The organism is Pantoea sp., from assembly GCF_028283705.1.
Classification (GTDB): domain Bacteria; phylum Pseudomonadota; class Gammaproteobacteria; order Enterobacterales; family Enterobacteriaceae; genus Pantoea.
The window spans coordinates 505,582-527,159 of the sequence record NZ_JAPWKD010000032.1; the positions used below are offsets into that span (position 1 = coordinate 505,582).

Sequence of the window (21,578 nt, forward strand, 5' to 3'; positions counted from 1 at the left end):
CGCCGTTACGGATGGTGCAGCTATCAGCGCCGTTTAAACAGCAGGAACAGGCTAATCAGCAGGAACGCACCGCTCGGCAGAATCGCGCCGAGAATCGGCGGGATGCCATACACCAGGCTTAATGGGCCAAAAATCTGGTCCAGCACGTAGAACAGGAAGCCGAAGCTGATACCCGTTACCACACGCACCCCCATCGACACACTACGTAACGGGCCGAAGATAAACGACAGCGCCATCAGCATCATCACCGCCACGGAAAGTGGCTGGAAGATTTTACTCCACATATTCAGCTGATAACGACCGGCTTCCTGCCCGCTTTGCTTGAGGTATTTGCTGTAGTTGTAGAGACCGCGAATCGACAGCGCATCCGGGTCCAGCGCTACCACACCCAGCTTATCTGGCGTCAGGTTGGTTTTCCATTCACCGCTCAGGCTCTGCGAACCGGTAATTTGCTTCGGATCTGTCAGGTCGGACTCATCGACCTGCGACAACACCCAGAGCTTCTTCGCGTTATCCCAGGTGGCGGTCGCCGCATAGCGCACGCTCAGCAGACGACGTTGATCGTTGAAGTTGTAGATGCTGACACCATCAATCTGGTTATCGCCTTTGATGCGTTCGATATAGATGAAGCTGCGACCATCTTTCGCCCACAGACCATTTTGCGTCGAGACCAGCGCCCCGCCATACAGCTGCTGCGCCCGGTAGTTACGCGCCATCTGTTCGCCCTGCGGCGCAACAAACTCACCAATCGCCATGGTCAGCAATACCAGCGGAATCGCCGTTTTCATCACCGCCAGTGCCACCTGCATGCGGGTAAAACCCGATGCCTGCATCACCACCAGTTCACTACGCTGCGCCAGCGTTCCCAGACCCAGCAACGCGCCGAGCAGTGCCGCCATCGGGAAGAAAATCTCGATATCTTTCGGCACGCTGAGCAGGGTGTAGTAACCCGCATCCAGCGCGGTGTACACGCCCTGCCCGGTTTTACGCAGCTGATCAACAAACTTGATGATGCCCGACAGTGACACCAGCATGAACAGCGTCATCATGATGGTGTTAAAGATGGTTTTGCCGATATAGCGGTCAAGTACCTTAAACATCACACTGACCCTCCACGGCTAAAACGGGCGCGGATGCGGCGCATCGGCACCGTATCCCACAGGTTCAGGCCGATCGCCAGCGCCAGATACGCGAAGTTAACCACCCACATCCAAATCGCCGGATCGAACTTGCCTTTTGCCGCATTCGACCGCAGCGAGCTTTGCAACAGGAAGAAGATCAGATACAGCAGCATGGCAGGCAGCATCGACAGCACACGGCCCTGGCGCGGGTTCACCACGCTAAGCGGCACCACCATCAACGCCATCACCAGCACCGCAAACACCAGTGTCAGACGCCAGTTTAACTCTGCATTAAACGACGGATCTTTGCTTTGCCACAGCGTGAGCATATCGGCCTGGCTGGAATCGTTAGGATCGAGCACCGCTTCTTTGTAACCCACTACCGCCTGATAATTGACGAAGTCGGTAATGCGGAAATCCCGCAGCATCGCCGTGCCTTCAAAGCGGGTGCCTTTATCCAGCGTCACCACCTGCGAGCCATCCGGACGTTGCTGCATATGGCCGCTGTCGGCCAGCACCACGGAAGGACGCGCATTGCCCTTCGGACGCAGCTGCGCGAGGAAGACGTTACCGAACTGATTGCCCTTCACGTCTTCAACAAACAACACCGCATTGCCGTCGCTGGAGGTCTGGAATTGACCTGCCGCCAGCGCCGCCGCACCAGGGTTGGCTTTCGCGTTCTGCGTCACCTCATCCTGATAACGCGAGGACCAGGGACCCAGCCACACCACGTTGATGGTTGCCACGATGGAAGTGAGCAGCATCAGGATCATGGCTGCTTTCACCAGCACGCTTTTACCCAGGCCGCAGGCATGCATCACCGTGATTTCACTTTCGGTGTACAGCCGCCCAAGGGTCATTAAAATCGCCAGAAACAGGCTTAGGGGCAGGATTAGTTGTGCCATTTCAGGCACGCCAAGTCCTAACAATGTCAGAACCAGGTTTGTCGGGATTTCGCCATCCACCGCGGCACCCAGGATCCTCACTAACTTCTGACAAAAGAAGATCAGTAGCAGGATGAACAGGATAGCCAGCTGGCTTTTGAGCGTTTCCCGAACCAGATATCTAATGATGATCACGCTTAGTACGCCTGTGATAACTTGTCTTTTTGCAGGAAAATCGCTAGTTTCAACGCTTATCAGCCATTTTTCTTCATCAATGGCCGTCATCGCAGCTAAAATAGTATGACAAACGCGTCCGGGTGGTGAAAAAACAACACATTGCCACCCTAACTCATTATGACCGCCGGCGTTTAAATGTCATGGCGTCGCAACAAATTTAATGCGTTACGAGCGCGCTACATTCTAACGACAGCTTCGGCCGTTGTCTTTAAGATTCAGGAGAGTGCATGGAGTTCAGTGTAAAAAGCGGTAGCCCGGAAAAACAGCGTAGCGCCTGTATTGTAGTTGGTGTTTTCGAACCGCGCCGTCTGTCACCGATTGCCGAACAGCTCGATAAGATCAGCGACGGCTACATCAGCGCCCTGCTGCGCCGCGGTGAGCTTGAGGGTAAAGTGGGCCAGACACTGCTGCTGCACCATGTGCCAAATATTCTTTCCGAGCGCATCCTGCTGATCGGCTGCGGCAAAGAACGCGAGCTGGACGAGCGTCAGTATAAGCAGGTTATTCAGAAAACGATTAACACGCTGAACGATACCGGCTCGATGGAAGCAGTATGCTTTCTGACCGAACTGCACGTCAAAGGCCGCAATACCTACTGGAAAGTGCGTCAGGCAGTCGAAACCTCCAAAGAGGCGCTGTACAACTTCGATCAGCTGAAAAGCAACAAAGTCGAACCTCGTCGCCCGCTGCGTAAGCTGGTGTTTAACGTGCCGACGCGTCGTGAGTTGACCAGTGGCGAACGCGCCATTCAGCATGGTCTGGCTGTCGCCTCTGGCGTGAAAGCCGCAAAAGACCTCAGCAATATGCCGCCAAATATTTGTAACGCCGCTTATCTGGCGTCGCAGGCGCGCCAGCTGGCGGATGCCTTCAGCAAAAATGTCACCACCCGGGTGATTGGCGAACAGCAGATGAAAGAGCTGGGTATGAATGCCTATCTCGCCGTCGGTGCCGGTTCGCAGAATGAATCGCTGATGTCAGTGATTGAATACAAAGGCAGCAGCGATCCGGACGAACGTCCGATTGTGCTGGTCGGTAAAGGTCTGACCTTCGATTCCGGCGGTATCTCGATCAAACCCGCCGAAGCCATGGACGAAATGAAGTACGACATGTGCGGCGCTGCCTCGGTTTATGGCGTGATGCGCATGGTGGCGGAACTGAATCTGCCGCTGAACGTGGTGGGCGTGCTGGCGGGCTGTGAAAACATGCCGGATGGCCGTTCCATGCGTCCGGGTGATGTACTGACCACGATGTCAGGCCAGACAGTAGAAGTGCTCAACACCGATGCCGAAGGTCGTCTGGTGTTGTGTGATGCCCTGACTTACGTTGAACGCTTCGAGCCGGAAGTGGTGATTGACGTCGCTACCCTGACCGGTGCCTGCGTGATTGCGCTGGGTCATCATGTCAGTGGTTTGATGTCGAACCATAATCCGCTGGCGCACGAACTGATCGGGGCTTCAGAACAGTCCGGCGACCGCGCCTGGCGTTTACCGATGGCGGATGAGTACCAGGAACAGCTGGAATCTAATTTTGCCGATATGGCAAACATTGGTGGCCGTCCCGGTGGTGCCATCACTGCCGCCTGCTTCCTCGCACGCTTTGCCCGCAAATTTAACTGGGCGCACCTGGATATCGCCGGTACCGCCTGGCGTTCCGGTAAAGCCAAAGGTGCCACCGGTCGTCCGGTGCCGCTGCTGTCGCAGTTCCTGCTGAATCGTGCAGGTCTGAACGGCGACGATTGATTGCTGGATTGACCTTACTTGTGGGGCGCATAATGCGCCCCAATGTCATTAATGGAATGTAGCCCGCCATGAAAAACGCCACCTTTTATGTGATGGAGTCCGATACTGCCAGCGACGGCCTGAGCGCCATCGAAGCGCTGGTGTGCGATCTGGCTGAAGCACGCTGGCGTGACGGCAAACGCATCCTGATTGCCTGCAATGATGAACAACAGGCGAATCGTCTGGATGAAGCATTATGGCAGCGCCCGGCCAACGCCTTTGTGCCGCATAACCTGGCCGGTGAAGGGCCGCGTTATGGCGCACCGGTTGAACTGGCGTGGCCGCAACGTCGTGGCAGCTCGCCACGCGATTTGCTGATCAGCCTGCTGCCGCAGTTTGCAGATTTTGCTACTGCTTTCCATGAAGTGATAGACTTCGTACCTTACGAAGAATCCCAGAAACAACTGGCGCGTGACCGCTACAAAGCGTATCGCAGCGTTGGTTTCCAATTGAATACGGCGACGCCACCACAGCCGCAAACGACATAGCAGAAATGGAAAAGACATATAACCCGCAAGATATCGAGCAGCCGCTCTACGAGCACTGGGAACAGCAGGGCTACTTTAAACCCAATGGCGATACCAGCCAGGAAAGCTTTTGCATCATGATCCCGCCGCCGAACGTCACCGGCAGCTTGCATATGGGTCACGCCTTCCAGCAGACCATCATGGACACCATGATTCGCTACCAGCGTATGCAGGGTAAAAACACCCTGTGGCAGGCCGGTACTGACCACGCGGGTATCGCTACCCAGATGGTGGTTGAGCGCAAAATCGCAGCTGAAGAGGGCAAAACACGTCAGGATTACGGACGCGAAGCCTTTATCGACAAAATCTGGCAGTGGAAAGCGGAATCTGGCGGCAATATCTCCCGTCAGATGCGTCGCCTCGGCAACTCAGTTGACTGGGAGCGCGAGCGCTTCACCATGGATGAAGGGCTTTCCAATGCCGTGAAAGAAGTGTTTGTACGTCTGTACAAAGAGAACCTGATTTACCGTGGCAAGCGCCTGGTAAACTGGGATCCGAAACTGCGTACCGCCATTTCTGACCTTGAAGTGGAGAACCGTGAAACCAAAGGTTCCATGTGGCATATCCGCTATCCGCTGGCCGATGGTGCCAAAACGGCGGAAGGTAAAGATTATCTGGTGGTCGCCACCACCCGCCCGGAAACCTTGCTGGGAGACACCGGTGTCGCGGTGAACCCGGAAGATCCACGCTACAAAGATCTGATTGGCAAAGAACTGATCCTGCCGCTGGTCAACCGTCGCATTCCGATCGTCGGTGATGATCATGCCGATATGGAAAAAGGCACCGGTTGCGTGAAGATCACCCCGGCGCACGACTTTAACGACTACGAAGTGGGTCGTCGTCACGCGCTACCGATGATCAATATCCTGACTTTCGACGGCAATATCCGTACTTTTGCCGAAGTGCTGGATACCAACGGTGAAGAAACCGATGTTTACAGTGATGATATCCCAATGCAGTTCCAGAACATGGAACGCTTTGCGGCGCGTAAAGCGATTGTCGCCGCGGTTGACGAACTCGGTCTGCTGGATGAGATCAAACCGCACGATCTGACTGTGCCTTACGGTGACCGTGGTGGCGTGGTGATTGAGCCGATGCTGACCGATCAGTGGTACGTGCGCACTGCCCCGCTGGCGAAAGTCGCGGTGGAAGCGGTGGAAAACGGCGACATTCAGTTTGTGCCGAAGCAGTACGAAAACATGTATTTCTCCTGGATGCGTGACATCCAGGACTGGTGTATTTCCCGTCAGCTGTGGTGGGGTCACCGCATCCCGGCATGGTACGACAATGATGGCAACGTCTATGTTGGCCGTACTGAAGAAGAAGTGCGTAGCGAGAACAATCTGGCCGCCAATGTGGCACTGCGCCAGGACGAAGACGTGCTGGATACCTGGTTTTCTTCTGGCCTGTGGACATTCTCCACCCTTGGCTGGCCGGAGAACACCGAGGCGCTGCGTACCTTCCACCCGACCAGCGTGCTGGTGAGTGGTTTCGACATCATCTTCTTCTGGATTGCCCGCATGATCATGTTGACCATGCACTTCATGAAAGATGAAGACGGCAAGCCGCAGGTGCCGTTCAAGACCGTGTATATCACCGGCCTGATCCGCGACGAAGAGGGACAGAAGATGTCCAAGTCGAAAGGTAACGTCATCGATCCACTGGATATGGTTGACGGCATTTCGCTGGCAGATCTGCTGGATAAACGCACCGGTAACATGATGCAGCCGCAGCTGGCGGATAAAATCCGTAAACGCACCGAGAAACAGTTCCCGGACGGGATCGTGCCATCAGGCACCGACGCCCTGCGCTTTACCCTGGCGGCACTGGCTTCAACCGGCCGTGACATCAACTGGGATATGAAGCGCCTGGAAGGCTACCGCAACTTCTGTAACAAGCTGTGGAACGCCAGCCGCTTTGTGCTGATGAACACCGAAGAGCAGGATTGTGGTCAGAACGGCGGCGAAATGAAGCTGTCGCTGGCGGATCGCTGGATCCTGACCGAGTTCAACAGCACGGTGAAAGCCTATCGTGAAGCGCTGGACAGCTATCGTTTCGATATCGCGGCGAACCTGCTGTACGACTTCACCTGGAACCAGTTCTGTGACTGGTATCTGGAGCTGACCAAGCCAGTGATGAACAGCGGCAGCGAAGCGGAACTGCGCGGTACGCGTAACACGCTGGTCACCGTGCTGGAAGCGTTGCTGCGCCTGGCGCACCCGATTATTCCGTTTATCACCGAAACCATCTGGCAGCGTGTTAAAGGCCTGAAAAATATCAGCGACGATACCATCATGCTGCAACCGTTCCCGCAGTACGATGCGGCGAAAGAAGATGTCGTAGCCAAAGCGGATATCGAGTGGATGAAGCAGGCGATTGTTGCGGTACGTAATATCCGTGCGGAAATGAACATCGCACTGAGCAAGCCGCTGGATGTGCTGCTGCGTGATTGCTCCCCTGCGGCGCTGCGTCGCGTGGAGGAGAACCGCAACTTCCTGTCGCGTCTGGCGCGCCTGGAAAGCCTGACCATTCTGCCTGCGGGCGAGAAAGGCCCGGTATCGGTGACCAAGATCGTTGAAGGCGCGGAGCTGCTGATCCCGATGGCGGATCTGGTCAACAAAGACGCGGAGCTGGATCGTCTGGCGAAAGAGCTGACCAAGCTTGATGTTGAGATCGAGAAGATCCAGACCAAGCTGGCGAACGAAGGCTTTGTCGCCCGTGCACCAGAAGCGGTGGTGGCGAAAGAGCGCGAGCGTGCAGCGGAACTGGAACAATCGAAAGCAAAACTGATTGAACAGCAAGGCGTGATTGCGGCATTGTAAGTGTTTCAGGCCAACTGCTTAACCGAAGCCGGGCACTGCCCGGCTTTTTTATATCGGATGAGATGATAATGACCACCGTCACCCCACTGGATCTTCAGGTGCGCCCGATTACTGCTGCCGATAATCCGCTGATTGCGCAGGTAATTCGCGCGGTGTCTGCCGAGTTCGGTCTGACCGCGGACAAAGGCTATACCGTGTCCGATCCCAACCTGGATCGTCTGTTTGAATTGTATAGCGAGGCGAACAGCGCCTACTGGATTGTTGAGCATCAGGGCAAGGTGCTGGGCGGGGGCGGCGTGGCACCACTGGCATGCAGTGCGCCGGATATTTGTGAATTGCAGAAAATGTACTTTATGCCGGAAGTGCGCGGCTTCGGCCTGGCGCGGGATTTGGCACTGCGCGCGATGGATTACGCACGCCAGCAGGGGTTTCGCCGCTGTTATCTGGAAACCACCGGCAGCCTGACGCGTGCCATTAAGTTATATGAATCGCTCGGTTTTACGCTGATTGAAGAAGCGCTGGGCTGTACCGGGCATGTGGATTGCGAAGTACGGATGCTACGGACGTTGTAACCGGGTCGCCATCAATGGCGACCCTACAGATCAAAATGCCGGTACACCGCTATGAAAACGCAGCTCCGTATCCGGTGCGCTGATTAGCCGCCCTTCTGCCTCACCAATGGCGCGCACGCGTGGTGCAATATCCTTCGGGGAGATCTGCGCCGCCAGCGCCAGATAATCCTGGTAATGACGCGCTTCTGAACGCAGCAGTGAAATGTAGAATTTCTCCAGTTGCTCATCCAGATACGGCGCCAGGCTGGCAAAACGTTCGCAGGAACGCGCTTCGATGTAAGCACCACAAATCAGCTTATCCACCAGCGTATCCGGTTCATGCGTGGTGACTTCGCGCAGCAATCCCTTCGCGTAGCGGCTGGCGGTGATTTTGCGATACGGCAGATCGCGCGCCTGCATGATTTCCCATACCTGATAAAAATGATGCAGCTCTTCTTTGATCAGCAATACCATCTTTTCCACCAGATCATCCGCCCACGGCAGTTCATTGCGCACGATGATGCTTTTGGTCAGATTCTTATGGGCATTGATAAAGTTGCTGTCGTGATTTTCACCAAAGATGAAATCTTCATAAGGCTGTAGCCACGCCAGAATGGCGTCACCACTGGGCTTATCCGCGACATATTTGCGAATCAGCCAGACGGCGGTCTGTGCCGCTTTTAACTCACACACCATATGATCGGTCAGCAGCAACGTCAGATTTTCTGGTTTGCACGCTTCATCAATCCACGCCTGCGGCGTGCGGCAATGCAGAAACTGATGGATAGGTTCTAACAGCGGGGCGTAATTCATCGGTTATCTTTGTCTTACGGGGAATCGGGTTCGGGCGGCCTGGGCCGCCCGTTAATCCTTAGTGACGCACACCATTGTCGTCTTCATCGTCGATAAAGTCGCCGTCATCATCTTCGTCTTCCGCATCCGGGTCTTCGAAGTAGGTGCCCCAGCCGTCGTAATCGACGTTGTATTTACCCGCCAGGTTCACCAGTTGCTCAACCTGCGCATCGATCAGTTCGGGTTTCAGAGCCGCTTCGCTCAGAATATCGACACACATCACCGTGCTGCCATCTTCCAGCTCCAGCTCCTCCGGCTCGGTGACTTCGTAGCCCAGCTTGAAGGCATCAACCGCCGCTTTTTCCAGCGAGTCAAAATTGTTGCAGGAGAGATGATGCTCGATGGTGTAGAGCGCATCCGGATCGCTGCCATCTTCCAGTAATTCATCAATGATCAACCGCGTCTCTTCGCGTTGTTCTTCCAGCAATGCTTCGTATGCCATGGTGATGTCCTCAAAATGTTCGGCAATGAATGCAATTATTTTCCCACACTGCCTCGCGCGCCACTACTCAAAACACAAAGTTTCTTAACGCCGGGGTTGAAAATGCATATTCATCCGGTTAGATTGAATTTTAATTCATTTATGATGATCACACGGAGAGCTGTATGAGTCAGCTGAATCAACGTCATTTCCTGAGATTGCTGGATTTCACCCCAGCAGAAATTGATTACCTGTTAAGCCTTGCCGGTGAATTAAAAAACGCAAAGAAAAACGCCAGCGAAACGCAGTACCTGAAAGGTAAAAACATCGCGCTCATCTTCGAAAAAGACTCGACCCGTACCCGTTGCTCTTTCGAAGTTGCCGCTTACGACCAGGGTGCTAACGTCACTTACCTCGGCCCGAGCGGCAGCCAGATCGGCCATAAAGAGTCGATGAAAGATACCGCGCGCGTGCTGGGCCGCATGTATGACGGCATCCAGTATCGTGGCTACGGCCAGGCGCTGGTGGAAACCCTTGCCGAATACGCCGGCGTACCGGTATGGAACGGGCTGACCACCGAATTCCACCCAACACAGCTGCTGGCCGATCTCCTCACCATGCAGGAACATTTGCCGCAGAAATCCCTGAGCGAAATGACGCTGGTGTACGTCGGTGACGCACGCAACAACATGGGTAACAGCATGCTGGAAGCGGCAGCGTTGGTCGGTCTCGATCTGCGTCTGGTCGCACCAAAAGGCTGCTGGCCAGAAGAACAACTGGTGGAGCAATGTCGTGTGGCGGCACAGAAAACCGGTGGCAAAATTACCCTGACGGAAGATATCGCCGACGGCGTACAGGGTGCCGATTTCATCTACACTGACGTATGGGTATCGATGGGTGAAGACAAATCAGTATGGGCCGATCGTATCGCCCTGCTGCGCCCGTATCAGGTCAACAGCGCGATGCTGGCGCTGACCGGTAATCCGCAGGTCAAATTCCTGCACTGCCTGCCCGCCTTCCACGACGATCAAACCACCCTCGGACACCAGATGGCCGAGCAGTACGGTCTGCATGACGGCATGGAAGTCAGCAATGACGTGTTTGAGTCGGACCACAGCATCGTATTTGATCAGGCAGAGAACCGTATGCACACCATCAAAGCGGTGATGGTCGCCACGCTGGGGCAGCCGTAACAGCCGTCAGGGCAAACGTTTACCTCACCGCGATTTTTGCTTGATGCAAATCAGTGAATGCGTATAATGCGCCACAATTTGCCGGGAGGAAGCATGCAACAGCGCAGCGCACAATTTGACGCTCCATTACGCCAGAAAGCTGGCGGCGCACCTGTTTCTTTCCGTCATCAATCGATCGCAAAAAAAGCCCCTTAAACAGGGGCTTTTTTTTGTCCGTCATCCGGCAGCGCAGAGGAGAGAGCTATGGCCAACCCGCTATATCGTAAGCACATTATTTCTATCAACGATCTCAGCCGCGACGAGCTTGAGCTGGTACTGCATACCGCTGCGCAGTTAAAAGCGCACCCACAGCCAGAACTACTGAAGCACAACGTGATTGCCAGCTGCTTCTTTGAAGCCTCGACCCGCACCCGCCTGTCGTTCGAAACCGCCATCCATCGCCTCGGTGCCTCGGTGGTGGGTTTTGCTGATGGCAGCAACACCTCGCTCGGTAAAAAGGGCGAAACCCTCGCCGATACCATCTCGGTGATTGGCACCTATGTTGATGCCATCGTGATGCGCCATCCACAGGAAGGGGCTGCTCGCCTTGCGACCGAGTTTTCCGGCGGCGTGCCAATTCTTAATGCCGGTGACGGTGCCAACCAGCATCCGACCCAAACCCTGCTCGACCTGTTCACTATCCGTGAAACTCAGAGTCGCCTGGATAACCTGAATGTGGCGATGGTCGGTGACCTGAAATATGGCCGTACCGTGCATTCCCTGACTCAGGCACTGGCGAAATTCGACGGCAACCGCTTCTTCTTTATCGCCCCTGATGCGCTGGCAATGCCGTCTTACATCACCGATATGCTGGATGAGCGGAACATCAGCTGGTCACGTCATGACAGTATCGAAGAAGTGCTGCCTCAGCTGGATATCCTGTACATGACGCGCGTGCAGAAAGAGCGTCTTGACCCGTCGGAATACGCCAACGTTAAGGCCCAGTTCATCCTGCGCGCCAGCGACCTGGTAGGGGCACGCGACAATATGAAGGTGCTGCATCCACTGCCCCGCATTGATGAGATCACCACCGACGTCGATAGCACACCACACGCCTGGTATTTCCAGCAGGCTGGTAACGGCATCTTCGCCCGCCAGGCGCTGCTGGCGCTGGTCCTGAATCGCGACCTGGCCCTGTAAGGAGGAAAACAGCATGACACACGATAACAAATTGCAGGTTGAAGCCATCAAACGCGGCACGGTGATTGACCATATCCCGGCGCAGGTTGGCTTTAAGTTACTGTCGCTGTTTCGCCTGACGGAAACCGATCAACGCATCACCATCGGTTTGAATCTGCCTTCCGGCGAAATGGGACGTAAGGATCTGATCAAGATCGAAAACACCTTCCTGACCGACGATCAGATCAACCAGCTGGCGGTGTATGCGCCGCATGCCACCGTCAACCGCATCGACGAGTATGAAGTGGTGGCGAAGATCGCCCCGACTTTACCGGATCGTATCGAGCGCGTGCTCACCTGCCCGAACGGCAACTGCATCAGCCGCAGTGAACCGGTGTTCTCCAGCTTTGCGGTGAAAAAGCGCGACAATGAAGTACATCTGAAGTGCAAATATTGCGAGAAAGAGTTCGCGCACCACGTGGTGCTCGGTCACTGGTAATCGTCGGCTGCGTCCCTATAATGGGTCGATATTTTCACGTCGCGGGCAGTGGCTGGCGGCGCACTTTCTTAAGGAGAAACAATGTCTCGCGAAATCAGTACTGAAAAAGCACCGGCAGCGATTGGTCCGTATGTACAGGGCGTGGATCTCGGCAGCATGATCATCACCTCCGGCCAGATTCCGGTGGATCCGCAAACCGGCGCAGTCGCGGAAGATGTTTCCGCTCAGGCGCGTCAGTCGCTGGACAACGTGAAGGCGATTGTTGAAGCCGCTGGCCTGAAAGTGGGCGATATCGTAAAAACCACGGTGTTCGTGAAAGATCTGAACGATTTCGCCACCGTTAACGCCACCTATGAAGCCTTTTTCACCGAACACAACGCCAGCTTCCCGGCACGCTCCTGCGTAGAAGTCGCTCGTCTGCCGAAAGACGTGAAGATTGAGATCGAAGCGATCGCGATTCGTCGTTGATCCCTTGTCGTAGCGGCGCGATTTATCGCGCCGCTACATCCGTTGCTATTTGAAAGAACGTAGCAGTTTTTCCAACGGTCTCACTAAAGCCAGTACCGTTTCATCCTGCACCTGCGCAGCCGCATCCAATTTTGCCTGCATCTGCGCCACTTCGCCTGCGCCATACGCCTGATTACGCTGCAACGTCGCCACTAAATCCAGCCCGAGACGACTCAGCTCAGCCACCTGCTGCACCTGCGGTTGCAACGCGTGTAACTGATAGTTATGCAGCGTCAGGGGCATTACCCGGTCGCAATTGCTCAACCAGCGTTGTAACTGCTGGCGAATGGCGTTGGCGGCCTGATGGTTTTCGCGATTGGCAATCAACGCATCGACCTGTTGATCCAGCAAACGTATCGCCTCACTTTCCGCAGGTAGCACGTCGGCCAGCCGGTTCAGTGGTTCGAAATAGTTGTAGTGCCCCGCCTGGAATTTCAGATGCTGGCGCGTGTAATATTGCGCCGGTTCCAGCACTTCGCTCAGCACGCGCAGCGGGGTGATATCGGTACTGTTGGCCAAACGCATCATCTGCACTTCCGCCTGCCGGTATTGTTGTAACCCTACCGACACGGTGCTCCAGCGATCGATAGCACGCAGACGCTGGTACATATTGTCGCTGTCGTTCACATCAGCGGCAGACCACAGCCGCTCGGCCACGACAAAAGTACGTGGCCACAGTTTGGTATCAATAATCTGGCTGTTGACGTTTTCTGCCCATAACGCCGCTTCGCCGCCCAGCAGATTTTCGCTGAGCTGCTGGGTTGTCGGCAGCGACGGAGCGATGCCCGCCGGTACCTGCGCAAGGCGGCTACCTTCCGTGGGATAACGCACGTTACCCACCAGCATATAACCGGTCAGGTTATTTTCCGTCAGCGTCACCACCGGCTGCACTTCTCCCATCCAGCTATCGACACGGAACGTCACCTGCCCGGGCGATAACCAGTCAACCTGGCTGACCAGACGCCGTGCTTTGCCGTTGAAGTCGATAAACCCACGCCAGCCCTCTTTGCCGTCAATCAGGGTGAAGCTGCCCTGCACTGCACTGCCCTTCAGACGCGGCAGGGTGAATTGCCAGCTCTGCGCCTGTTCACCCGGTTGCAGCTGATCCTGCCCATTTAACCCCTGGGGGAAAGGTTCGTTGCGGTAGTGATAAGCCGCAGGCTGCGGCTGGTCAAGATAGAAGCCGGTCGAGAGGATACCGCGATAGCCATTTTTCACCACCTCTCCCAGCGCATCCTGCCCCTGCCATGACTGGATCAGAATGCTATGCGGCAGGGAGGGATGATAGATTTCGTCCCAGCCCACCATCTGCCGCTGGTGGGCTTCGAGGATTTTTTCCACCCGCTGATTAAACCATGCCTGCAAAGCCTGGGCGTCTTTCAAGCCATGATCGCGCATAAACTGCTGAATTTTTGGGGAATCATTCCACTGCGTGGGATCAACTTCATCGCCGCCAATATGCAGGTAAGGATCCGGGAAGATCGCCGCTACCTCCCCCACCAGCGTATTAATAAAGTTGAAGACTTCTTCATTACTCGGATCGAGCAGCGGCTTAAACACCCCCCAGCCGCGCTCCATCGTATAGGGTCCCGGTGCGCTCATCAGCTCTGGCATCGCCACCGCAATGGCCGACGCATGGCCAGGCAGATCGATTTCCGGCACCACGCGGATGCCGCGTTGCGTGGCGTATTGCACCACATCGCGCATATCCTGCTGCGTGTAGTAGCGACCATCGCTGGCTTTCTCCTGCAACTGGGGATAATGGCTGGAGGCAAAGCGCCAGCCCTGATCGTCGGTCAGATGCCAGTGGAAAACATTCATGCGTGCCGCCGCGATGCCATCAATCTGACGTTTGAGGGTCTCCACCGGCATAAAGTGGCGGGCAGAATCGATCAGCAATCCGCGCCACGCAAAGCGCGGTCGATCGTCGATGGTGACATAAGGGATCACCGTGCCACTTTCGCTGTTTTCAATCAGCTGCAATAGCGTCTCCATGCCGCGCATCGCCCCAAAGCGAGTCCTGGCCTCCAGCAGCACGCCGTCACTGTTGACCACCAGATGATAGCTTTCATCGCTGTCCGGCTGGGGGACCGGATCAACCGCATCCGCAATCTGGATGCGAATGGTGGCCTTTTCGTCTGACGCAGCGGACGGTAACAACGGCCAGCCAGTTTGCCGTGCGATGCGTGCCAGCCAGCGCGCCTCCGCCCCCTCCAGATGATCGCCTGAGATTTGCAGCGTGAGCTGTGGTGTCAGCTGATACGCTCCGCCGCTGTGTGGCTGTTCAACCTGTTGCGGCCAGGGCATGAGCGGCAGGTCACCCGCAGGTGTCGCAAAAGCAGAAAAACTCATTGCTAAACAACAGGCAAGCAGCGTTCGGGGCAGAGGCATGAAGGGCATCCTTGTGGAAAATTGACGGACCAAAACCGGCAAAAAGCCCATTAAACCTGCTTCGCGACGCAAATCAAGCCACGCAAACCAGAAGTATGGGCGTGTTAAAACTTTTTCAGTTTAGTCAGATGGCGGATTGCACGCCTTTCATGCTTTGCAGGAACTTCTTTGCGCCTGGTCAATAACGGCCTAATTAATTTCCGCGCAAACACCATATGTAGATATTACACTTCAATAAAACCACAACATATAGTTTCATGGAGGCTAAATGGCAACGGTAGTGATTAAGCGTGATGGCTGCAAAGTGCCTTTTGATGAACAGCGCATTGCCAGTGCGGTGCAGGCTGCAGCACGCGCTGCCCAGGTGAACGATAACGCCTGGTGCACCCAGGTGGCGACTGAGGTAAGCCAGCAGCTGGCTAGCCGCGACGAAGTGGATATTCGCGACATTCAGTGCGCGGTAGAAGAGACGCTGATGAGCGGCCCCTGGCCCCAACTGGCACGCGCCTATATTGAATATCGTCACGATCGCGATCTGGCACGCGAGCAGCGCGGGAAACTGCATCACGCGATTCGTGGCCTGGTTGAACAAACCAACGCCGCCCTGCTGAATGAAAACGCCAACAAAGACAGCAAAGTGATCCCTACCCAGCGCGATTTGCTGGCTGGCATCGTGGCTAAACACTACGCACAGCAACAAATCCTGCCGCGTGATGTGGTGCTGGCGCACGAGCGCGGCGAAATCCACTACCACGATCTCGATTATTCGCCCTTCTTCCCGATGTTTAACTGCATGCTGATCGATCTGCGCGGCATGCTGACCAACGGCTTCAAAATGGGCAATGCAGAGATCGAACCGCCAAAATCGATCGCCACCGCCACCGCCGTCACCGCCCAGATCATTGCCCAGGTCGCCAGCCATATTTACGGTGGCACCACTATCAACCGCATTGACGAAGTGCTGGCCCCCTTTGTCACCCTGAGCCTGGAAAAACACCGGGCCGTCGCACTTGAATGGCAGATTGACGATGCCGAGGCTTATGCCCGCGCGCGTACAGAAAAAGAGTGCTACGACGCCTTCCAGTCGCTGGAATATGAGGTCAACACGCTGCATACCGCTAACGGGCAAACGCCGTTTGTGACCTTTGGTTTTGGCCTCGGCACCGACTGGGCCGCGCGCCTGATACAGCAATCGATTCTGCGCAATCGCATAGCCGGACTGGGCAAAAACCATAAAACTGCGGTATTCCCAAAACTGGTGTTTGCCATTCGCGAAGGCATCAACCGTCGCGCAGGCGATATGAACTACGACATCAAACAACTGGCGCTGGAGTGCGCCAGTAAGCGCATGTACCCGGATATCCTGAATTATGATCAAGTGGTGAAAGTCACTGGATCGTTTAAAACCCCGATGGGTTGCCGCAGCTTCCTTGGCGTGTACAAGGAAAATGGTCAGCAGATTCATGAAGGACGCAATAATCTTGGCGTCATCAGCCTCAACCTGCCGCGTATTGCGCTGGAAGCGCAGGGCGATGAAGCACGTTTCTGGTCGCTGCTGGATGAGCGTCTGGCGCTGGCAAAACGCGCGCTGATGACACGTATCGCCCGGCTGGAAAAAACCAAAGCGCGCGTCGCGCCGATTCTGTATATGGAAGGAGCCTGTGGCGTGCGTCTCAACGCGGATGACGATATCGGGCCGATTTTCCGCAATGGCCGCGCGTCCATCTCCCTCGGCTATATCGGCCTGCATGAAACCCTCAATGCCCTGAGTGGCAACGAGGTCCATCCCTATGATGCCGATTATCTGCGCGCCAAAGGAGTGGCGATTGTCGAGCATCTGCGCCAGGCCGTCGATGCGTGGAAAGCCGAAACCGGCTACGGCTTTAGCCTGTACAGTACGCCGAGCGAGAATCTGTGCGACCGCTTCTGCCGCCTCGATGCCGCCGAATTTGGCGTGGTACCCGGTGTCACCGACAAAGGGTATTACACCAACAGCTTCCATCTTGATGTCGAGAAGAAGGTTAATCCGTACGACAAAATTGATTTTGAGGCACCCTACCCGCCCCTCGCCAGCGGCGGTTTTATCTGTTACGGCGAATATCCCAATATCCAGCACAACCTCAAAGCGCTGGAAGATGTCTGGGATTACAGCTACGACCGCGTGCCCTATTACGGCACCAATACGCCGATTGATGAATGCTACGAATGTGGTTTTAGCGGTGAATTCAGCTGCACCAGCAAGGGCTTTACCTGCCCCAGCTGTGGTAACCACGATCCGGCACGCGTTTCGGTGACGCGGCGCGTTGTGTGGCTATCTCGGCAGCCCGGATGCGCGTCCGTTTAACGCCGGTAAGCAGGAAGAGGTGCAGCGTCGGGTTAAACACCTGGATACGGGACAACTGGGATGATGCATATCCATCGCTATTATGACGTCGATATCGTTAACGGACCAGGTACGCGCTGCACGCTGTTTGTCGCCGGTTGCGAGCACCGGTGCCGTGGCTGCTACAACCAGAGCACCTGGCGACTCGATTCCGGTGTGCCGTTTACGCTGGCGATGGAAGAAAAATTGATCGCCGATTTGCAGGATCGTCGCATTCCGCGTCAGGGATTGTCGCTGAGCGGCGGCGATCCGCTGCATCCGCATAACGTGCCGCATATACGTCGCCTGGTGAAACGCGTACGGCGCGAATGTCCGGACAAAGATATCTGGTTGTGGACCGGCTATCAGCTGGCGGAACTGAGCGATGCCCAGCGCGCGGTGATCGCGGAAATTGACGTGCTAATCGACGGGCGTTTTATCGAAGAAGAGAAAGATGCGCGGCTGCTGTGGCGTGGCAGCCGCAATCAGAAAATCTGGTATTTACGCCAGCCCCAGGGCGAGCACCCCGACCAACATCCCACTGAAGGCCACACCCAACAGGGCTATCCACAAGGCGCGAGTCGGAAAAGCCCGGTGCAGCATCAGTAACGAAGGTACGCTAACGGCGGGTAATGTCAGCAACAGCGCCAGGGCTGGCGCGATGCCCATTCCCGCCAGCATCATGGTTTGAACGATCGGGATCTCGGCTGCCGTTGGGATCACAAACAGGCATCCCGCCAGCGCCATCACCACCACCCAAAACAACGTATTGCCCACGGCACCATCGGCGTGCGGGAACAACCAGACACGCGCCGCCCCCAGCAGCAGCACCGCCACGATATACAACGGGATGGTGTTCCAGAACAGTCGCCACAGCACACGCAACCAGCGTTGCAGGAAAGGCTCTTCCGGCCCGGTGTCCTGAATGGCCACCGGGGAGGCGATGCGCTCTGGCACGCTGCGCTGCACCAGCCAGGCAATGCCCAGCACCATGATGACCCCTGCCACCAGCCGGATGGCGGCAAACTGCCAGCCAAGCACAAACCCCATAAAAATCAGCGTAGCCGGATTGAGCACCGGATTCGCCAGCCAGAAGGCCATCGCCGCCCCGCTGGATACCTGTGACTGGCGCAGCCCGGCCGCAACCGGTGCTGCACAGCAGCTACACATCATCCCGGGCAGCCCGAGGCCGGTGCCCACCAGCGCTGAGCCGAAGCGGTTTTGCCCCATCAGCCGTAGCAGCCAGTTGCGCGGGATCAGTACCTGTACCAGCGAACCCAGCAGCACGCCCAGCACCGCCGCTTTCCACACCGCCAGAAAATACACCATTGCGTAATCCAGCGCGGCACGCAAGGGTGAGGCATCAGCGCCCGCGAGAATCGATTTGCCAATGGAATGCGTTTCCGCCGCCGTAAAGGCTTTGCCGTAGTACGGCTGCCATTTGACGTACCAGAGGCCAACGACCACCACCAGCAAAAACAACAGCGGTTTCCACCAGGCAAAACGCGTTGCCGGAGCAGCAGAAGTGAGTTGATTCATGGCAGGGTCCCGTATCCAGACTGATTAACCAGAGTGTTTATCAGGTTAAGGAATTTTTCCATATTGATGTGCTCTAAAATTGAGCTGCTACTGTTTTAGGCAGCAAGGTAATTAATGAAGGAGGAGAAAGATGAGCAAGAAGATTGCGGTATTGATTACCGATGAATTTGAAGACTCAGAATTTACCTCACCCGCGGAGGCTTACACCAAAGCGGGCCATGAAGTGGTCACCATTGAGATGAAAGCCGGTAAAACGGTCAAAGGCAAACAAGGCAAAGCCGAGGTAAAAATCGATAAGGATATTGATCATGTGGACGCGGCAGAGTTCGATGCCCTGCTACTGCCGGGCGGACATTCACCCGATACGTTGCGCGGTGACGATCGTTTCGTCAACTTCACCAAAGCATTTGTTGCAAGCGGGAAACCGGTGTTTGCCATCTGCCACGGGCCGCAGCTATTAATCAGTGCCAATGGCGTGCGCGGCCGCAAAATGACCTGCGTGAAAGCCATCGCCATTGATCTGCGCAACGCCGGTGCGGACTTCTACGACAAAGAAGTGGTGGTGGATGATGACAAACTGGTCACCAGCCGCACCCCGGATGATCTGCCCGCCTTTAACCGCGAATCCCTGCGGATTCTCAACACTACGGCCTGATAGTTTAAGCCTGCACAACCCGTAGCGGCGCGATAAATCGCGCGTTTTTCTCCGCCAGCATGCACGGCATTGCGCGATAAATCGCGCCGCTACGAACCATCGCGCTGCCAGACAATTTTTTTTCCGAAACCCAGCGCGTTATCTGTCATCTTCACTTCTTCCAGCACAATCTCCCACAGCGGTGCCGTGACAGCACGTGAGATCGGGAAGCGACGCTGATAGGCGTGACGCGCCTGTTGTTCAGCTTCATCGCTTAAACGCTGAATATGACCGCGATACTGTACACCTTTGATCAGCAGCACCGTTTTCGGCTGGCCATTGACGGTGCCCGCCACGCGGGGATTAGCCTGCATCAGCTGACCATGTCGGGTGTCTGGCTCGGTCATCAGCCAGAAAACCATGCGGGATTCATCGAAGACATAAAAACAGTTGGCGCACCATAGATCGTCGCCGTCTGTCGCGCACAGCGACAGCGCATGCTGTTTTTTCAGGTAGCGAATCAGATGGGAATGGTCGGACACAATCGAACTCCCTTGCAGGCCGGAGGCCTGTGCTAACGGATAGCGGCAACGCCTGATGCGCGCTACACTGCCTGTCAGCGATTTTTCCGAGGTTAATCATCATGGAGCAGGGCTGGCAGCTTTATATGCTGCAAACCGCCGCAGGCCAACTCTACACCGGCATCACCACAGACGTGAACCGGCGTTTACAGCAGCATCAGCAGGGACGTGGAGCGCGATCATTGCGCGGAAAAGGTCCACTGACGCTGGTGTTTCATTGTGATGCGGGCGATCGGTCTGCCGCATCACGGCTTGAGTATCAGGTGAAGCAGTTAAGCCGGGCACAGAAGCTGCAACTGGTGGCGCAACAGCCGCCCAGCCTGAACAACTGGTTTACGCAAAACGATTGAAAGGTGCAGCGAACTCGATCTGCCCTTCCGCGCCAGCAAATGCGTCGTCAGCCAGCTTATACACCTGAAACGCGGCTTCTGAGCCAGGCCAGCGGCAATGTAGCCCGTGACGCGCTGCCGGTTCAAAGCCGAAGTCATGGTAGTAAGCCGGATCGCCCAGCACCACCACTGCGCTGTAACCAAATTCGTTCAGCGCATCCAGCCCTTCGTACACCAGTTGTTTACCGATGCCCTGTTTGCGTACCGTCTCATCCACCGCCAGCGGTGCCAGAGCGACCCAGTTACGGTCTTCGCCCTGCAACGTCACCGGGCTGAACGCGGCATACCCCAAAACCTGTCCTTCATCATCGGTCGCAACCACGCCAAGGGTCAGCAAACCATCTTCACGCAACTGCTGCACCAGTTCCGCTTCGGCGGCGCTGGCAAAACAGCGCTTTAACAGACTGTCGATGCTGGCCGCATCGACGCCAATTTCAGTACGAATCAACATGAGATCCCCGCGCGCGACTCAGTGGCCTTCGCGTCCTGTTTCAGTCCAGCCTCAACAAAAGCAGCCAGCTGCTGCAATCCCGTTCGCAATGGCGTGGGCATGGCATCCAGTTCAATGGCATCCATCAGGTTCTTCACCTCCAGCCCCAGCTCCGTGTCACCTTCAATCACCAGACGGCGTTGAAAGAACAACATATCGGGGTCCGCTTTGCGTGCTGCCACCAGCAACAGATCGTTGGCTTCGCCGCGAAACCAGACATCAGCTTCGGTGTCGCGCGAAACAGCCAGACGCCCGGCCTGTAACGTGGTCATCCAGCGCAAATTGATGTCGCTGATTTCGATTCCCAGGGAGCGCCCTTCCAGAAAGTCTAACTCACCTTCAGCCAAAGCATGGCGAAATTGCCAGTTTAGGAGTTGTTGCAAAACGGCTTTTTTCAGCGCGAAAGGGGTTAATGACACCGGTAAGGCTAAGAATTCTGGCCCTTTTTCAACAATCAAACCGCGTAAGCGAGTAAACACCAGCTGCACTCCCTTCAGAAAATTTTACCTATTCTGCCACATCCGTTTGGCTTCGCCTCCACTGAGATCAAGGAATTCGCACTCTGGTTGTGTGAAAAATCTTCAATCTGCATCACCATTGGCCGTTTCACTGCCTTAAATCAACATTCTGTGACGAGCGCTT

20 protein-coding genes and 1 pseudogene are annotated in these 21,578 nt (G+C 55.7%); 12 read left to right on the plus strand and 9 right to left on the minus strand.

The genetic code is table 11. From position 1 onward, the window contains the following. Window positions 1–23 precede the first annotated feature (23 nt). Both lptG and lptF read right to left on the minus strand, forming a co-directional pair. A complete protein-coding gene (gene lptG, locus PW844_RS25325; protein ID WP_084872337.1) occupies window positions 24–1,100 on the minus strand; it encodes an LPS export ABC transporter permease LptG in 1,077 nt (358 codons plus the stop codon). Beyond that, a complete protein-coding gene (gene lptF / locus PW844_RS25330; RefSeq protein WP_299457704.1) occupies window positions 1,100–2,200 on the minus strand; it encodes an LPS export ABC transporter permease LptF in 1,101 nt (366 codons plus the stop codon). The genes lptG and lptF overlap by 1 nt, the downstream gene beginning before the upstream one ends. A 269-nt stretch (window positions 2,201–2,469) precedes the next feature. On the opposite strand from lptF, the gene pepA reads away from it, so the two are divergent. From pepA to PW844_RS25350, 4 genes are all read left to right on the plus strand, one after another. Beyond that, window positions 2,470–3,981: a leucyl aminopeptidase gene (gene pepA, locus PW844_RS25335; protein ID WP_084872334.1), complete on the plus strand. Its 1,512-nt coding sequence runs from the start codon at window positions 2,470–2,472 to the stop codon at window positions 3,979–3,981. A 68-nt stretch (window positions 3,982–4,049) separates the two neighbouring features. Further along, entirely contained in the window at window positions 4,050–4,508 is a 459-nt protein-coding gene (locus PW844_RS25340) for a DNA polymerase III subunit chi (protein ID WP_084872332.1), read from the plus strand. Window positions 4,509–4,513: 5 nt separating this feature from the next. Further along, complete coding sequence (locus tag PW844_RS25345; protein ID WP_299457709.1) at window positions 4,514–7,369, plus strand: valine--tRNA ligase; 2,856 nt, start codon at window positions 4,514–4,516, stop codon at window positions 7,367–7,369. Window positions 7,370–7,437: 68 nt separating this feature from the next. Next, the gene (locus tag PW844_RS25350; protein ID WP_299457711.1) at window positions 7,438–7,941 is read left to right on the plus strand and encodes a GNAT family N-acetyltransferase; all 504 of its coding nucleotides are present in this window, start codon (window positions 7,438–7,440) and stop codon (window positions 7,939–7,941) included. A gap of 30 nt (window positions 7,942–7,971) precedes the next feature. Here PW844_RS25350 and PW844_RS25355 read toward each other — a convergent pair whose 3' ends face one another. Together PW844_RS25355 and rraB are read right to left on the minus strand one after the other, a co-directional pair. Beyond that, complete coding sequence (locus PW844_RS25355) at window positions 7,972–8,733, minus strand: tRNA isopentenyl-2-thiomethyl-A-37 hydroxylase MiaE (RefSeq protein ID WP_299457713.1); 762 nt, start codon at window positions 8,731–8,733, stop codon at window positions 7,972–7,974. Between the two features lie 58 nt (window positions 8,734–8,791). After that, window positions 8,792–9,214, minus strand: coding sequence for a ribonuclease E inhibitor RraB (rraB, locus tag PW844_RS25360; RefSeq protein ID WP_084872321.1), 423 nt, complete (start codon window positions 9,212–9,214; stop codon window positions 8,792–8,794). 164 nt (window positions 9,215–9,378) lie between these two features. Between rraB and argF the strand changes: the two genes are divergently transcribed. The 4 genes from argF to ridA all read left to right on the plus strand — a co-directional run bounded on the left by argF (window position 9,379) and on the right by ridA (window position 12,511). Continuing rightward, on the plus strand, window positions 9,379–10,386 hold the full coding sequence (gene argF, locus PW844_RS25365; protein ID WP_299457718.1) for an ornithine carbamoyltransferase: 1,008 nt from the start codon (window positions 9,379–9,381) through the stop codon (window positions 10,384–10,386). Window positions 10,387–10,629: 243 nt separating this feature from the next. Next, window positions 10,630–11,565: an aspartate carbamoyltransferase gene (pyrB, locus tag PW844_RS25370; protein ID WP_084872316.1), complete on the plus strand. Its 936-nt coding sequence runs from the start codon at window positions 10,630–10,632 to the stop codon at window positions 11,563–11,565. A gap of 13 nt (window positions 11,566–11,578) precedes the next feature. Next, window positions 11,579–12,043 carry an aspartate carbamoyltransferase regulatory subunit gene (gene pyrI / locus PW844_RS25375; protein WP_013507722.1) on the plus strand — a complete coding sequence of 155 codons (465 nt, stop codon included), beginning with the start codon at window positions 11,579–11,581 and terminating at the stop codon, window positions 12,041–12,043. An 81-nt stretch (window positions 12,044–12,124) separates the two neighbouring features. Next, window positions 12,125–12,511: a 2-iminobutanoate/2-iminopropanoate deaminase gene (gene ridA / locus PW844_RS25380; protein ID WP_299457724.1), complete on the plus strand. Its 387-nt coding sequence runs from the start codon at window positions 12,125–12,127 to the stop codon at window positions 12,509–12,511. Window positions 12,512–12,556: 45 nt separating this feature from the next. On the opposite strand, the gene PW844_RS25385 is transcribed toward ridA, so the two are convergent. Continuing rightward, complete coding sequence (locus tag PW844_RS25385; RefSeq protein WP_299457726.1) at window positions 12,557–14,941, minus strand: family 20 glycosylhydrolase; 2,385 nt, start codon at window positions 14,939–14,941, stop codon at window positions 12,557–12,559. 268 nt (window positions 14,942–15,209) lie between these two features. Here PW844_RS25385 and nrdD point away from each other — a divergent pair. Both nrdD and nrdG read left to right on the plus strand, forming a co-directional pair. Further along, window positions 15,210–17,349 (plus strand): annotated as a pseudogene (gene nrdD, locus PW844_RS25390) (anaerobic ribonucleoside-triphosphate reductase). After that, window positions 17,346–17,912 (plus strand): anaerobic ribonucleoside-triphosphate reductase-activating protein, encoded by a 567-nt coding sequence (nrdG, locus tag PW844_RS25395; protein ID WP_299457728.1) that lies wholly within the window; start codon window positions 17,346–17,348, stop codon window positions 17,910–17,912. The pseudogene nrdD and the gene nrdG overlap by 4 nt, the downstream one beginning before the upstream one ends. Here nrdG and PW844_RS25400 read toward each other — a convergent pair. Beyond that, complete coding sequence (locus PW844_RS25400; protein WP_299457730.1) at window positions 17,805–18,842, minus strand: permease; 1,038 nt, start codon at window positions 18,840–18,842, stop codon at window positions 17,805–17,807. The genes nrdG and PW844_RS25400 overlap by 108 nt on opposite strands. 130 nt (window positions 18,843–18,972) lie before the next feature. On the opposite strand from PW844_RS25400, the gene PW844_RS25405 reads away from it, so the two are divergent. Beyond that, a complete protein-coding gene (locus PW844_RS25405) occupies window positions 18,973–19,497 on the plus strand; it encodes a type 1 glutamine amidotransferase domain-containing protein (RefSeq protein WP_299457732.1) in 525 nt (174 codons plus the stop codon). Window positions 19,498–19,586: 89 nt separating this feature from the next. Here the strand turns inward: PW844_RS25405 and PW844_RS25410 are convergent, their stop codons facing one another. Then, a complete protein-coding gene (locus tag PW844_RS25410; protein ID WP_299457734.1) occupies window positions 19,587–20,018 on the minus strand; it encodes a YhbP family protein in 432 nt (143 codons plus the stop codon). A 101-nt stretch (window positions 20,019–20,119) separates the two neighbouring features. Here PW844_RS25410 and PW844_RS25415 point away from each other — a divergent pair, with 101 nt between their 5' ends. Next, the gene (locus tag PW844_RS25415) at window positions 20,120–20,407 is read left to right on the plus strand and encodes a GIY-YIG nuclease family protein (protein ID WP_084872293.1); all 288 of its coding nucleotides are present in this window, start codon (window positions 20,120–20,122) and stop codon (window positions 20,405–20,407) included. On the opposite strand, the gene PW844_RS25420 is transcribed toward PW844_RS25415, so the two are convergent. Then, window positions 20,391–20,897 (minus strand): GNAT family N-acetyltransferase, encoded by a 507-nt coding sequence (locus PW844_RS25420; RefSeq protein WP_299457739.1) that lies wholly within the window; start codon window positions 20,895–20,897, stop codon window positions 20,391–20,393. The genes PW844_RS25415 and PW844_RS25420 overlap by 17 nt on opposite strands. Then, window positions 20,891–21,415, minus strand: coding sequence for an SCP2 domain-containing protein (locus PW844_RS25425; protein ID WP_299457741.1), 525 nt, complete (start codon window positions 21,413–21,415; stop codon window positions 20,891–20,893). The genes PW844_RS25420 and PW844_RS25425 overlap by 7 nt, the downstream gene beginning before the upstream one ends. Window positions 21,416–21,578: the final 163 nt, after the last annotated feature.

Excerpts from the sequence above, each read along its gene's own strand:
- PW844_RS25350 (WP_299457711.1), top strand. The coding sequence starts at position 7,438 with ATGACCACCGTCACCCCACTGGATCTTCAGGTGCGCCCGATTACTGCT.
- PW844_RS25405 (WP_299457732.1), top strand. The coding sequence starts at position 18,973 with ATGAGCAAGAAGATTGCGGTATTGATTACCGATGAATTTGAAGACTCA.
- ridA (WP_299457724.1), top strand. The coding sequence starts at position 12,125 with ATGTCTCGCGAAATCAGTACTGAAAAAGCACCGGCAGCGATTGGTCCG.
- PW844_RS25420 (WP_299457739.1), bottom strand. The coding sequence starts at position 20,897 with ATGTTGATTCGTACTGAAATTGGCGTCGATGCGGCCAGCATCGACAGT.
- lptG (WP_084872337.1), bottom strand. The coding sequence starts at position 1,100 with ATGTTTAAGGTACTTGACCGCTATATCGGCAAAACCATCTTTAACACC.
- PW844_RS25415 (WP_084872293.1), top strand. The coding sequence starts at position 20,120 with ATGGAGCAGGGCTGGCAGCTTTATATGCTGCAAACCGCCGCAGGCCAA.
- PW844_RS25345 (WP_299457709.1), top strand. The coding sequence starts at position 4,514 with ATGGAAAAGACATATAACCCGCAAGATATCGAGCAGCCGCTCTACGAG.
- pepA (WP_084872334.1), top strand. The coding sequence starts at position 2,470 with ATGGAGTTCAGTGTAAAAAGCGGTAGCCCGGAAAAACAGCGTAGCGCC.
- rraB (WP_084872321.1), bottom strand. The coding sequence starts at position 9,214 with ATGGCATACGAAGCATTGCTGGAAGAACAACGCGAAGAGACGCGGTTG.
- argF (WP_299457718.1), top strand. The coding sequence starts at position 9,379 with ATGAGTCAGCTGAATCAACGTCATTTCCTGAGATTGCTGGATTTCACC.
- PW844_RS25400 (WP_299457730.1), bottom strand. The coding sequence starts at position 18,842 with ATGAATCAACTCACTTCTGCTGCTCCGGCAACGCGTTTTGCCTGGTGG.
- PW844_RS25340 (WP_084872332.1), top strand. The coding sequence starts at position 4,050 with ATGAAAAACGCCACCTTTTATGTGATGGAGTCCGATACTGCCAGCGAC.
- PW844_RS25355 (WP_299457713.1), bottom strand. The coding sequence starts at position 8,733 with ATGAATTACGCCCCGCTGTTAGAACCTATCCATCAGTTTCTGCATTGC.
- pyrB (WP_084872316.1), top strand. The coding sequence starts at position 10,630 with ATGGCCAACCCGCTATATCGTAAGCACATTATTTCTATCAACGATCTC.
- PW844_RS25385 (WP_299457726.1), bottom strand. The coding sequence starts at position 14,941 with ATGCCTCTGCCCCGAACGCTGCTTGCCTGTTGTTTAGCAATGAGTTTT.
- nrdG (WP_299457728.1), top strand. The coding sequence starts at position 17,346 with ATGATGCATATCCATCGCTATTATGACGTCGATATCGTTAACGGACCA.
- pyrI (WP_013507722.1), top strand. The coding sequence starts at position 11,579 with ATGACACACGATAACAAATTGCAGGTTGAAGCCATCAAACGCGGCACG.